The organism is Allofournierella sp. CML151, from assembly GCF_027853465.1.
Classification (GTDB): Bacteria; Bacillota; Clostridia; order Oscillospirales; family Ruminococcaceae; genus Allofournierella.
Map to the genome: position 1 here is coordinate 232468 of NZ_JAPNNW010000001.1, position 12959 is coordinate 245426.

At 60.7% G+C, this 12959-nt stretch carries 15 protein-coding genes; 12 read left to right on the top strand and 3 right to left on the bottom strand.

Annotation, left to right across the window (positions count from 1 at the left end):
* Nucleotides 1-13 precede the first annotated feature (13 nt).
* Nucleotides 14-202 (bottom strand): 50S ribosomal protein L28, encoded by a 189-nt coding sequence (rpmB, locus tag PH256_RS01145; protein ID WP_077138557.1) that lies wholly within the window; start codon nt 200-202, stop codon nt 14-16.
* Between the two features lie 262 nt (nt 203-464).
* Here rpmB and PH256_RS01150 point away from each other — a divergent pair, with 262 nt between their 5' ends.
* From PH256_RS01150 to PH256_RS01175, 6 genes are all read left to right on the top strand, one after another.
* A complete protein-coding gene (locus PH256_RS01150) occupies nt 465-1139 on the top strand; it encodes a site-2 protease family protein (protein WP_087184287.1) in 675 nt (224 codons plus the stop codon).
* 12 nt (nt 1140-1151) lie between these two features.
* Nucleotides 1152-1871, top strand: coding sequence for a segregation and condensation protein A (locus PH256_RS01155; protein ID WP_087184288.1), 720 nt, complete (start codon nt 1152-1154; stop codon nt 1869-1871).
* Between the two features lie 8 nt (nt 1872-1879).
* The gene (gene scpB / locus PH256_RS01160; protein WP_087184289.1) at nt 1880-2446 is read left to right on the top strand and encodes an SMC-Scp complex subunit ScpB; all 567 of its coding nucleotides are present in this window, start codon (nt 1880-1882) and stop codon (nt 2444-2446) included.
* A gap of 39 nt (nt 2447-2485) precedes the next feature.
* Nucleotides 2486-3307 carry a DUF2953 domain-containing protein gene (locus PH256_RS01165; RefSeq protein WP_270912648.1) on the top strand — a complete coding sequence of 274 codons (822 nt, stop codon included), beginning with the start codon at nt 2486-2488 and terminating at the stop codon, nt 3305-3307.
* 79 nt (nt 3308-3386) lie between these two features.
* Complete coding sequence (gene ytfJ / locus PH256_RS01170) at nt 3387-3782, top strand: GerW family sporulation protein (protein ID WP_270912649.1); 396 nt, start codon at nt 3387-3389, stop codon at nt 3780-3782.
* Nucleotides 3783-3858: 76 nt separating this feature from the next.
* Nucleotides 3859-4701, top strand: a complete 843-nt coding sequence (locus PH256_RS01175; RefSeq protein ID WP_087184292.1) for a pseudouridine synthase — start codon at nt 3859-3861, stop codon at nt 4699-4701.
* 78 nt (nt 4702-4779) lie between these two features.
* Here PH256_RS01175 and PH256_RS01180 read toward each other — a convergent pair whose 3' ends face one another.
* Together PH256_RS01180 and PH256_RS01185 are read right to left on the bottom strand one after the other, a co-directional pair.
* Entirely contained in the window at nt 4780-6177 is a 1398-nt protein-coding gene (locus tag PH256_RS01180; protein ID WP_270912650.1) for a [FeFe] hydrogenase, group A, read from the bottom strand.
* Nucleotides 6178-6399: 222 nt separating this feature from the next.
* Nucleotides 6400-7170, bottom strand: coding sequence for a heparan-alpha-glucosaminide N-acetyltransferase domain-containing protein (locus tag PH256_RS01185; protein ID WP_270912651.1), 771 nt, complete (start codon nt 7168-7170; stop codon nt 6400-6402).
* Between the two features lie 230 nt (nt 7171-7400).
* Here PH256_RS01185 and PH256_RS01190 point away from each other — a divergent pair, with 230 nt between their 5' ends.
* From PH256_RS01190 to fmt, 6 genes are all read left to right on the top strand, one after another.
* On the top strand, nt 7401-8279 hold the full coding sequence (locus PH256_RS01190) for a YicC/YloC family endoribonuclease (RefSeq protein WP_270912652.1): 879 nt from the start codon (nt 7401-7403) through the stop codon (nt 8277-8279).
* A 12-nt stretch (nt 8280-8291) separates the two neighbouring features.
* A complete protein-coding gene (remA, locus tag PH256_RS01195) occupies nt 8292-8570 on the top strand; it encodes an extracellular matrix/biofilm regulator RemA (protein WP_270912653.1) in 279 nt (92 codons plus the stop codon).
* The gene (gmk, locus tag PH256_RS01200; protein ID WP_270912654.1) at nt 8563-9135 is read left to right on the top strand and encodes a guanylate kinase; all 573 of its coding nucleotides are present in this window, start codon (nt 8563-8565) and stop codon (nt 9133-9135) included. Before remA ends, gmk begins: the two co-directional genes overlap by 8 nt.
* Before the next feature lie 34 nt (nt 9136-9169).
* Complete coding sequence (priA, locus tag PH256_RS01205; RefSeq protein WP_270912655.1) at nt 9170-11422, top strand: replication restart helicase PriA; 2253 nt, start codon at nt 9170-9172, stop codon at nt 11420-11422.
* Between the two features lie 72 nt (nt 11423-11494).
* Nucleotides 11495-12025, top strand: coding sequence for a peptide deformylase (gene def / locus PH256_RS01210; RefSeq protein ID WP_058965140.1), 531 nt, complete (start codon nt 11495-11497; stop codon nt 12023-12025).
* A complete protein-coding gene (gene fmt, locus PH256_RS01215; protein WP_087184299.1) occupies nt 12025-12939 on the top strand; it encodes a methionyl-tRNA formyltransferase in 915 nt (304 codons plus the stop codon). Before def ends, fmt begins: the two co-directional genes overlap by 1 nt.
* Nucleotides 12940-12959: the final 20 nt, after the last annotated feature.

Below are 12959 nucleotides of genomic sequence, written 5' to 3' on the forward strand. Positions count from 1 at the left end.
TTGCGTTGAAAAATCAAACAGCGCGGGTAACCTTGCCCGAGCGCAGGCAGCGGGTGCAGGCGTAGATGTACTTGGGAGAACCGTCTACAATAGCCTTAACACGCTTCACGTTCGCCTTCCAGGTGCGGTTAGACCGACGATGAGAGTGGGAAACCTGGATGCCGAAGGAAACGCCCTTGCCACAACAATTGCACTTTGCCATTTGCTGCACCTCCTCGATTTAATTTAAGTCGCTAGAATATAATAGCAAGCCGGAAGGGAAAAATCAAGAGTTTTTTTAAAATATCTTTGAAAAACTCTGAAAAAGTCCTGTTTTGCTTGTGAATGACCTCAAAAAACGCTATAATAAAAAGCAAACTGTCACGTGTAGCCCGCATTGTGCCGGGAGGCAGAGGCAGTATATCTGGAAAAATCATTCTACCTTATTTTATATAAGGCGTCAAACGAACAAAAGGGAGAGTTTTATGGGTCTGATCAGTCCTGCCCAACTGCTGGTCTGGGTGATGCGCGGCCTTGCCATGCTGCTGGCCATTCCGGTGCACGAGTCCGCCCACGCCTGGGCCAGTGCCAAACTGGGCGATCCCACCGCGAAAAATATGGGGCGGCTTTCGCTCAATCCTATGGCGCACTTCGATTTGCTGGGCGCGGTTTGTATGATTGTGGTGGGCATCGGCTGGGCCAAGCCGGTGCCGGTGTATCCTCAGCGGTACAAGAATCCCAAAACGGGCATGGCCCTCAGCGCGGCGGCAGGGCCGATTTCCAACCTGCTGCTGGCGTATCTGTCTATGATGCTGTATAAGCTGGCATACTATTTCCTGCCGGCGGGAATGCTGGCAGAGCTGGTGCTGTATTTCCTTTACTATATGGTGGCCATCAACGTGTCGCTGGCAGTGTTCAACCTGCTGCCGGTGCCGCCCTTCGACGGCAGCCGCATTCTGCTGCTGGTGCTGCCCCGGCGGTTGTATTTCCAGGTGATGCAGTACGAGCGCCAGATCTTCATCGGTATGTTCCTTCTGTTGATGTTTGGTGTGTTCGATACGCCCCTCTACTGGCTGAATAACGGCATGTGGAATATTCTGAACCACGCCACCGCCTTCATTGACCGGGCGGTTTATATGGCAGCGGGCGTTGCGGTGTAAGGAGGAAAAAGCATGGAGACTTTGACCTTCCACCTGGAGGAATTCGACGGCCCGCTGGACGTGCTGCTTTATCTTGTGAGCAAAAACAAGATGAACATCTACGACATCCCCATTCTGGAGCTGATCGATCAGTACACCAGTCTGATCAACGGCCTGCAGGAAAACCGGATGGAGGTGGCCAGCGAGTTCATCGAGATGGCCGCCCGCCTGGTGCAGATGAAGAGCTTTCTGCTTCTGCCCCGCAGCGAGGAAGCGGAGCGGATGAAGGAAGAGCTCACCGGCCAGCTGATCGAATACAGCGCCTGCAAGGAGGTGGCCCGCCAGCTGGGCGAACAGGCTGCCAGCCATTGCAGCTTTGTGCGCCCGCCCATGGAGCTGGAGCAGGATAACACCTACCGCCTGACCCATGAGGCCGGTCTGCTTGCCCAGGCCATGGAGCTGCTGCTGGGCCGGGGCAAGCGCCGCAAGGCCGCGCCCAGCCAGCAAAGCTTTGAGCCTCTGGTCACCGCGCCCTTTGTGTCGGTGGCAAGCCGGGTGGTGCATGTGCTGCGCAGCATTGTCACCGGTCGGGTGGCAAGCCTGCGAGGGCTGTTTAACCGGGGCGGCAGCCGCAGCCAGACGGTGGCAACCTTTCTGGCCGTGCTGGAGCTGATCCGCGCGGGCCGGATTGAGATCGACGAGCAGGAGACCCTCACCGTGCGCCGGGGCCGGATGAAGAAACAGGAGAGTTGACAAAAGGCATGACACAAAAGGAAAAGGAATACAAGGCGGCTGTGGAAGCCATCCTGTTTGCCCATGGCGACGCCATCGGGGCGGACAAGATCGCCGAGGCGCTGGAGATCCCGAAGGATCAGACGGTGGCCATTCTGGAGCAGCTGCAGAAGGAATACGAAAAGGCAGACCGGGGCCTGTGCATCCTGCCCCTGGGCGACAAGTGGCAGATGGCCACCAAGACCGCCGTGCAGGAGCCGGTGAAACGGGTACTGGACAACCGGCGCAACACACCCCTTTCCCAGGCGGCGCTGGAGGTGCTGGCGATCATCGCTTACAACCAGCCGGTGTCCCGCGGATTTGTGGAGCAGGTGCGTGGGGTGGACTCCTCGTCCACCATTGCAAAGCTGATGGAAAAGGGTCTGGTGGAGGAAGCCGGACGGCTGGACCTGCCCGGCCGGCCCATCAGCCTGTGTACTACCGAGGTGTTTCTGCGCACCTTCGGTCTGGCCACACTGGAGCAGCTGCCCCCTCTGCATGAGGGCGACGGCGTCCAGTTGGAGATGGCGGGCAGCACGGGCGAAACCCAGGCCTGAGCCATCGGCATGAAGCAAAACGGATAAGGAGGCGAACCGATGGCCGTTGTTTGGCTGATCCTGAAGGGGATCGGGTGGATCCTGCTGGTGCTTCTGGCGCTGCTCATCGCTGCGCTTCTGGTTCCGGTGACTGCTGAGCTCTGCTATGAGAAGGGCGAATTCAGTGCGGCGCTGCGGGTGTTGGCGATACGGATAAAGCTGTATCCCCGCCCGGAGAAACCGGAAAAGCCCAAAAAACAAAAGAAAGTCCAAAAGCCGAAAAAAGCAAAGCGTACACCAGAGCGGCCGCAGCCGCTGCAAACGGTGGACAAACCGGCGGAAAAAGAAACGGCAGCCCCGGAGCAACCGCCCGCACAGAGCATGCAGGCGGAAATGCCCGGGCAAAAAAAGGCTGCGCCCCAGCCTGCCGCCCGGCCGACCGGCAAAGCCGCTGCTCAGCCGACGCAGCAAAAGACGGACAAGGCCCAGCCAAAGCAGACAACCCAACCGAAGCCGGAAAAAACATTGCAGGAAACCCTGGACTGGGTGCTTGCCTGGGTGCGCACCGGCGGTCAGATTCTGCGCCGCCTGCTGGAAGGATTCAAGATCCATCACATTCAAATCTATCTGCCTGTACACCGGGAGGATGCTGCATCCACTGCACTGACCGTGGGCGCGGTACATGCAGGTCTTGGCGCCAGCTTCGGTGTGCTGCAGAACTTTTTAGACCTGCGCATGGAGCAGCTGGTCATCGAGCCGGATTATACCGGCGAGCACCAGGGGCAGGAACATTTTTCTTGTAAAATCACGTCGCATCTGATTATAATGGTAATAACAGGAGTCTGGGCGCTGCTTCGCCTGCGCAAGGAAAAGCTGATTTAACGGCCGCCCGGCTTGCATGAAAACAAATGAAACACTCCGGCTTTGCAAGAGCCGGTTGCATCACAGGAGGGAAACGACTATGGCTGAACGTCCGCTTGAGGGTATGATGAGCGTCACCCTGGACAAGATCCGTGAGATGGTAGGCTCCAACACCATCATCGGCGAACCCATCACGCTGGAGGGTACCACCATTCTGCCGGTGTCCAAGGTTACTTTTGGTTTTGCGTCCGGCGGTTCCGACTTCGGCGCCAAGACCACCAAGGAGCTGTTCGGCGGCGGAAGCGGCGCGGGTGTGTCGGTCACCCCGGTGGCCTTCCTGATCGTCAAGGACGGCAACGTGCGCACCATCCAGCTGGCGGACCACAACAGCACCGTAGACCGGGCTCTGAACATGGTGCCCGAGTTGGTGGACAAGCTCACCGGCCTGCTGAACAAGAGTGAGGCTGCCGCAGCCGACCCGGCTCAGAAACAGTAAACCAAGCCGGGCGGCATGTTGAATCTGCCGCCCGCTTTTTCTGCAATCAACCAACAGAGAATACGAGGAACGGATTATGGCATTGGAACGAGTACAAAAGGTAATGGCCGAGCAGGGCATGTGCTCCCGCCGTGCAGCGGAGCAGATCATTCTGGAGGGCCGGGTGAAGGTGAACGGCCACCCGGTGAACCTGGGCGATAAAATGGACGTGAACCGGGATACCCTGAGCATCGATGGTCAGCGCATCCGTCTGGAGAAAAAGCAGGAATATCACTACCTGATGCTGCACAAGCCCCGTGGCTTTGTGACTACCACCAGCGACGAGCGCGGCCGCAAGACCGTAATGGACCTGCTGGCTGATTACCCGGTGCGGGTATTCCCGGTGGGCCGTCTGGATAAGGACAGTGAGGGCCTGCTGCTGCTCACCAACGACGGCGGCTTTGCCAACCTGATGATGCACCCCTCCCACGGCGTGAGCAAGCTCTATCGAGTGACCGTGCGTCCCCGTGCGGACGAGAGCCAGGTTATTGCTCTGAGCAAGGGTGTTACCTTGGACGACGGCAGTGTCACCCAGCCCGCGGTGATCAACGTGGTGGTGGATGAGCCGGGCCGTACCGTGATGGAAATGACCATCAAGGAGGGCAAGAACCGGCAGATCCGCCGCATGTGTGAGGCGGTGGGCTTGGAGGTTATCCGCTTGCGCCGCAGTGCCATGGGCGCGGTGAAGCTGGGCATGCTCCAGCCCGGCCAGTACCGGGAGCTGACCAAGAGCGAGGTGGCCGCCCTGCGTGCCGCTGCCCAGAAGGGCAAGGCCCGCTCCCAGACTCAGCGCGCCCAGGAGGCCGCTGAGCAGCGCCGCGAGCACCAGAAAAAGCGCAGCACCGCTCCCTCCCGGCCCAGCCGGCCCCGGCGCGGCTGATCGCACCCGAATCAAATAAAACAGGCCCCCGGCCTGCCGCATGTTGCGGCAGGCCGGGGGCTTTGCTGTGGTTAAATCTTATTCACCGGAGACAGGCTGGCCCTTCAACAGACCGCTGCAATCTCGATAGCTGGTGTGCAGCATCTGTTCGGCCATCTCGCTGAGGGGCTGGCCGTAGAACTCCTCGTAGACCTGTTTGATCTCCGGGTTCTCATGGCTGGTGCGCAGCTCCATGGAGCAGTCCCGCCGGTAAAGGGCGGCGATGCGCTGTTTGCGGGTCTCATCCGCGTCCCGCATAATGTTTTTGGGCTGCCCGCCGCCACCAATGCAACCGCCGGGGCAGGCCATGACCTCCACAAAGTGGTATTGCTTGCCGCTTTCCTTCATGCGCTGCAAAAAGGCGCGGGCATTGGCGGTGCCGTAAACCACGGCGACCTGAAGCGTCTGATCGCCGATCTCCACCTGCGCCTCCCGCACGCCCTCGTAACCGCGAACCGGGGTCAGGTTCAGCAGGCTCTGGGGAGCGCTTTCGCCGGTCAGATAGGAATAGGCGGTGCGCAGGGCGGCTTCCATCACGCCGCCGGTGTTGCCGAAGATCACGCCCGCGCCCGAAGCCTGACCCATCAGGGAGTCGTAGGCGGAATCCTCCAGTGCGTTCCAGTTCACCCCTTCGGCCTTGGCCCAGCGGGCCAGCTCCCGGGTGGTGATCACCTGGTCGGTGTCCCGCAGACCGGGAATACCCAGATGGTCCGCAGCGCCGTGTAGCTCCTGACGGCGGATCTCGAACTTTTTGGCGGTGCAGGGGGTAAGGGCCACATGCACGATCTTCTCCGGGGCCAGCCCCATCTTTTTGGCGAAGTAGGTCTTGACCGTGGCCCCCTGCATGCCGATGGGGCTCTTTGCGGTGGACAGATGAGGCAGCAGCTCGGGGGCGTACATCTCGGCAAAGTGGACCCAGCCGGGGCAGCAGCTGGTGAATTGGGGCAGGGGCCGGTCCTTTTCGGTAATGCGGCAGATCAGCTCACTGGCCTCCTCCACGATGGTCAGGTCGGCGGCAAAGTTGGTGTCCAGCACGTAGTCGGCACCCAGAGCACGCAGCAGCGCCACCATTTTGCCTTCCACAAAGGCGCCGGGCTCCATGCCGAATTCCTCGCCCAGCGCAGCGCGCACCGAGGGAGATGTGCTGACCACCAGCACCCGGTCGGGGTCAGTGGCTGCCTGGCGGACCTGGGGACATTCGTCCCGCTCCACAATGCTGTCCACCGGGCAGACGTTGGCGCACTGGCCGCAGTAGATACAGATGGCGCGGTTTCCGGTGTCCTCCAGTGTGTAGCTGCCGTGCACTCCCATCAGGTTGGTGCAGGCTTCCTTGCACATGCCACAGCGGATGCAGGCCTGCTCATGACGCAGGATACTGGGATTGTCCTCCTCAATGGGGACGCGGACGGATAAGGGCAGATGGTTCAGTTTCCTCACATTCCTTTCTTTGTGATAGGTTATGTATTCTTCCTTCTGGAATCCAAAAATAGTCGGATTTTAATTATAGCAATTATTATCATTAATATCAACTGACATAGCATCCAAAATATTTGACAGTATTTTGGAGGTTTTCACAGGTGGGCCTCAAGCGGAGCTGGAAATAAAAAACAGCGCCCTTTTCTTTTGGAAAAGAGCGCTGCACAAGGCAAGGGGCAGAATTCATCTTACAAGACAAAGAGGCGAAGCGGGCGAAAGAAAAACGACGCATACCGCCATACACAAGGGCTGGTGTACCAGATAGACCGGCAGACTTTTGCGCCCCAGCCAGTCCAGCCCCGGCAGCCGCAGCCGGGCTGCCTGCTTCACACCCTCGCTGGCAAACAGCAGCGGCCGGGCAAAGTAGCCTGTCAGAAAAAGAAAATACCAGGGCAGAATGGAAAAATAATCACTGGAGAAAAAGCCCGGGAAGGGAAAGCCCAGCACCGTGAGCAGGCGGGATCGGTAAAGGGCGTCCGGCAGCTGCCAAATCCGCCATGTGCCAAGGCCCAGCCAGCCCTGGTTCACCGGCCAGAACACCGCCAGCAGCACAAGACTCAACGCAAGCCCGGCCGTTGTCCACCGACCATGCAGCAGCCGGGCCACTGGAATGGTGAGCAGGGTAGCGCAGCCCAGGAAGGTGAGCACCCCGCACCACACCGCCTGATCCGGTACTGCGATCAGGGTCACGGCGGTGATCAGCAGCCCGCAGCCGTTGAGCACAAGGCCCCGGCGAAATGCATGCTGCCTGCCCCAGTGCCAGCACAGACCGCTGATGAAAATGAAGGAGCAGCAGATGCACCGCTCCCACACCCGCACCGGCCACCGGGCGGGCCACAGCGGATCGAAGCCCCAGATCACATATACATCAAATAAAAGGTGATACAGTACCATGTTGGCCAGTGCCAGGCCCCGCAGTCCGTCGATCAGATGCCAGCGTTCCTTCGTCTGCATGAAAAATCCTCCCCAAAGCCGGAAAATCAACGCATTCATTGTAATATAAGGCGGCGGGCAAAACAAGGGCGGCCGGACGCAGGGTGATAAAAAACTTGCAATGAAGCGCCAAACCGAGTAAAATAATAGCATGTATATTTAAATGGGGAAATGTGTCCGCAGCCGGTTTCAGGCCGGGCAGACCCCGGCGATTTCAATAACGATCCTAAGGGAACGAGGTGCCTTTATCAATGGCTTTGAGCATGACCGGCTACGGCCGCGGCGAAGCAATCCTGAACGGACGGGACATCACCGTCGAGATCAAAAGCGTAAACTCCCGTTATTTTGAGTATTCCTCCCGCATCCCCCGCAGCTGTGCCTATCTGGACGATAAGCTGAAAAAGCTGCTCAGCGCGAGCATCAGCCGGGGCAAGGTGGAGCTGAGCCTGCAGATACAGAGCGTGGGCAGCCAGGACGTGGCGGTGGAGGTGGACCTGCCGTTGGCCAGAAGCTATGCCGACGCACTGGCCGCTCTGTCTGAGCAGCTGGGCGTGAAGAACGACGCTACCGCCGGACTCATCGCCCGCTACCCGGACGTGCTGAGCGTGCGCCACGCGGATGTGGATGAGGAGCAGCTGTGGCAGGATGTGAGCCAGGTGTGCACCATCGCCCTGGAAAACTTCGTGGCCATGCGGGCCGTGGAGGGCGAGAAGCTGAAGGCGGACGTGATGGGCCGTCTCGCCACCATCGAAGCCAACGTGGGCAAGGTGGAGGAGGGCAGCGCCGAGCGTGTGCAGGCCTACACCCAGAAGCTGTACACCCGCCTGCAGACCATTCTGCAGGACCAGAACATCGACGAGGCGCGCATCCTCACCGAGGCTGCCATCTTCGGTGACAAGACCGCGGTGGATGAGGAGACGGTGCGCCTGCGCAGTCACATCGCCCAGTATCGCGAGATTCTGGAAAGCGACGGCCCGGTGGGCCGCAAGCTGGACTTCTTGACCCAGGAGCTGAACCGGGAAACCAACACCATCGGCTCCAAGTGCCAGGACATTGCCATCACCCGCATCGTGGTGGACACCAAGGCCGAGATCGAGAAGATCCGCGAGCAGATCCAGAACATCGAATAAGGAGAGCCAAGCATGAAACTGATCAACATCGGCTTTGGCAACATGGTCAGCGCCAACCGGCTGATCGCCATTGTAAGCCCGGAATCCGCGCCCATCAAGCGCATTGTGCAGGAAGCGCGGGACAAGGGCTCGCTCATCGACGCAACCTACGGCCGCCGTACCCGCGCGGTGATCATCATGGACTCAGACCACGTGATCCTGTCTGCCGTGCAGCCGGAGACCGTGGCCAACCGCCTGAACGACAACGACGACGTTGAGGACGAAATGGAGGACGAACTGGACAATGAATAAGGAACGCCATCTGATCGTGATTTCCGGACCTTCCGGCTCCGGCAAGGATACGGTGGTCAAGCGGCTGATGGAGCTGCACCCGGAGATCGAGGTTTCGGTTTCCGCCACCACCCGCCCCATGCGCTCCGGCGAAAAGGAAGGGGTAAACTACTTCTACCTGACCCGCGAGGAGTTTGAACGCCGCATTCAGGCGGGCGAGATCCTGGAGTACGCGGAATACTGCGAAAATTACTATGGTACCCCCAAGTCCGAGGTGGACAGGCGCATTGAAAACGGCATCACCGTGATTCTGGTCATCGAGGTGATCGGCGCGGGCAACATCAAGAAGATTTACCCCAATGCGGTGACCATCTTCGTCCGGCCGCCCAGCTACGGCGAGCTGGAGGAGCGGCTGCGGGGCCGCGGCACCGAGACCGAAGAATCCATCCAGAAGCGCCTTGCCCGCGCGGTGGAGGAGATGGAGTACGCGGTGGATTATAACGAGGTTGTGATCAACGATACCGTGGACGAGTGTGCCGAGGAAATCTACGGTCTGATTCAGAAGTATCAGCAGGAAGAAGAGTGACCCGCACCCAGCGGGCGGAAGGGAGCGCGGCGCGGTGCTGCAAACAGTCCAGGTGGCAGTAAGCGGCGCCACGTTTCATTTTGATAAGCTCTATACCTATCTTGTGCCCCCCACACTGGCCCATCCGGTGGTTCCGGGGGGCATGGTGCTGGTGCCCTTCGGGCGGGGAAATAAGCCTCGCATGGGCGTTGTGCTGGCTGTGGGCCAGCAGGAGGAGGCGGGCCGCTGCAAGGAGCTGTTCGACGCAGCGCCGGAAAACGCCCGCCTGACCGACGAGCTGCTGGGTCTGGTGCGCTTTTTGAAGGAGCGCACCTTCTGCACCTGGTACGAGGCGGTCAAGGCCATTATCCCCTATGGGGCCCAGTACAAACCGGCGGAAACGGAAAACGGCCCCCGGCTGCAAAAGCAGCTGGTGCGCCATACCGAGCCGGAATATTCTCTTGTGGGCGCTTTGCCCGAAAAACCAAAGCCCACCGCCAAGCAGCAGGCGGCGGTGGCGGCGCTGCAAAACGGCCCGCTGCCCCAAAGTACGCTGGCTCAGCTGGGTCTGAGCCGCGCTGTGCTGGATAACCTGTGCGAAAAGGGCGTGCTGCAAAAGCGGCAGGTGGATAAGGTGCTGGACCTGTTCAGCCACATTCCCCAGACAAACGACCCCATTCTTCTCAGCGAGGAGCAGCAGCAGGTGTACGACGGCCTGTGCGCCCAGATGGAGCAAAATAAGCCCAGCGCCGCCCTGCTTTATGGGGTGACCGCCAGCGGCAAAACGCTGGTGTTTTTAAAGCTGATCCAGCGCACACTGGAGCGGGGCAAGACTGCCCTGGTACTGGTGCCGGAGATCAGCCTGACGCCCCAGATGATCCGCCGTCTGAAGCAGACCTTCGGCGGACGGGTGGCGGTGCAGCACTCGGCCCTCAACCATACCGAGCGCCTGCTGCAATGGCAGATGATTCAGGCCGGCGGGGCTGACATTGTGGTGGGCACCCGCAGCGCGGTGTTTGCGCCGCTGAAAAACATCGGTCTGATCGTACTGGACGAGGAGCAGGAGCACACCTACCGGTCGGAAAGCGCACCCCGCTTCGATGCCCGGGAGGTGGCCAAGCGCCGAGCCGTGGACCACGGTGCTCTGGTGCTGTTCGCCTCGGCCACTCCCAGCGTGGAGAGTTACCAGGCCGCGCTGGAGGGGCGTTATACCCTGTATAAACTTACCCGGCGCTATGCGGGCCAGCCGCTGCCCGCGGTGGAAATGGTGGACATGCGCGCCGAACTGGCCGCCGGAAACTCCGGCAGCATCAGCGCCGCGCTGGCCGGGCACATCCGACAGACCCTGGCCCGGGGCGAGCAGGCAATTCTGCTGCTCAACCGGCGGGGCTACAAGACCGTGGGCATGTGTTCCGGCTGCGGGCAGGTGATCAAATGTTCCAGCTGCAGCGTCCCCATGGTGTATCATAAATCCGAAAACAAGCTGCTTTGCCACTATTGCGGCAAGGCAATTTCGCCGGTGCCCACCGTCTGCCCGGAATGCGGCGGAAAGGTGCGCTACACCGGCTTCGGCACCCAGAGGGTGGAGGAGGAACTGGCCGAGCTGTTTCCCGATGCCCGGGTGCTTCGCATGGACCAGGACTCCACCAGCCAGAAGAACGCCCATGAGAACATGCTGGCCGCCTTTGCCCGGGGCGAATACGACATCATGCTGGGTACCCAGATGGTGGCCAAGGGCCTGGATTTTGAAAAGGTGACCCTGGTGGGCGTGCTGGGCATCGACTCGCTGCTCTTTTCCCAGGGGTTCCGGGCGGTGGAGAACGTGTTCTCGCTGGTGACCCAGGTGATCGGCCGTTCCGGTCGGGCCGGGGCCGCGGGCCGGGCGCTGATTCAGACCATGGACCCGGAGAATTCCACCCTGAATCTGGCGGCGGCCCAGAACTACGAGGCCTTTTTCGACCAGGAGATCATGTTCCGCAAGATCTGCCTGTATCCGCCCTTCTGCAGCGTCTGCATCGCTGCCTTCAGCGGCGCGGACGAAAACCGCACCATGCAGGCAGCCGCCCGCTTTGCCCGGCTGCTGGGCATCGAGGCCAGCGCCCATCCGGGCATGCCGCTGCGGATTCTTGGTCCCGCACCCATGAACATCGTCATGGTCAAGGACCGTTACCGCTATAAGCTCACCATCAAATGCCGCAACGACCGGGCCTTCCGCCAGGTGCTGGGCAAGGTGCTGGCGGCTTACAGCGACGAGGGCCTGCCGTCCAAGGCGTCGGTGACGCTGGATTTTAATTCCGACGGCGACTGAGCCCTCGGGCATACTTCATCAACCAATCTCGCCGGCTTTCCCGCCGGCTCATTTTAAGGAGGACAAACTTCTATGGCTCTGCGTACCATTGTGCAGGACGGCGATCCCATTCTGAAAAAGGTCTGCCGCCCGGTGACCAATTTTGACGACCGTCTGGCGACCCTGCTGGACGATATGAAAGAGACTCTGATCGACGCAGGCGGTCTGGGCCTGGCCGGCCCCCAGGTGGGCGTGATGCGCCGCCTGTTCATCGCGCTGGACGAGCGCGACCTGCCGGAGGATGGCACCATGCCCGAGGGCTATGAGCCCAAGTTCATCGAGTGCATCAACCCGGAGATTCTGGAGGAGTCCGAGGATGAGGTGACCCTGTACGAGGGCTGCCTGTCCTTCCCGGGCCACAACGGCGCCATCAGCCGTCCCCGCAAGGTGAAGATTCGTGCCCAGGACCGCCACGGCGAGACCTTCGAGATGGAGGCCGAGGAGATGCTGGCCCGCTGCTTCTGCCACGAGACCAACCATCTGGACGGCATCACCATTATGGACCTGGCCGACCATTTCTATGAGGACGACTACCCGGACGAGATCGAAGAGGACGAGGAATAATGCGCATTCTGTTTATGGGCACGCCGGACATTGCCGCTGCCAGCCTGGCTGCCGTTCTGGAGGCAGGGCATGAGGTGTGCGGTGTGTTCACCCGCGAGGATAAGCCGGTGGGCCGCAAGCAGATTCTCACCGCCCCGCCGGTGAAGCAGCTGGCACTGGAGCATAATCTGCCGGTCTATCAGCCAAAGACCCTGCGCACCGAAGAGGTGCAGCAGCAGATCCGGGAGCTGGCTCCCGAGCTGATCGTGGTGGTAGCCTACGGACGTATTCTGCCGCCGGAGGTTCTGTGTGTGCCGCCCAAGGGCTGCATCAACCTGCACGTTTCGCTGCTGCCCAAATACCGGGGAGCCGCGCCGGTGCAGTGGTCGGTGATCAACGGCGACAAGGAGACCGGCGTCTCCATCATGTATCTGGACGAGGGCCTGGACACCGGCGACATCCTGAACGTCGCTCCGGTGACCATCGGCCCCGAGGAGACCAGTGGCGAACTGTTTGAGCGGATCACTGCCCAGGGGGCCAAGACCCTGGTGGAGACCATCGCCTCCATCGCCGAGGGCACTGCCGTGCGCACCCCTCAGGACCACAGCAAGGCCACGCTGGCCCCGCCCCTGACCAAGGAGATGGCCCGCTTTGCCTTTGACCAGCCTGCCCAGAAGCTGCACGACCTGGTGCGGGGCATGAACCCATGGCCGGTGGCCTACTTTGAGCAGGAAGGCAAAAAAATCAAGGTGCGCAAAAGCCATGTGGCCGCCGGAAACGGCGCGCCCGGCACTGTACTGAGCATCAAACCCCTCACCATCGCCTGCGCCGAAGGCGCGCTGGAGCTGGACGAGGTGGTGCCGGAGGGCTCCAAGCCCATGGCGGGCTCCGCCTGGGCGGCGGGCCGCCGCCTGAAAGCAGGCGACCGGCTGTAATTTCACCATTGGAGGAACAC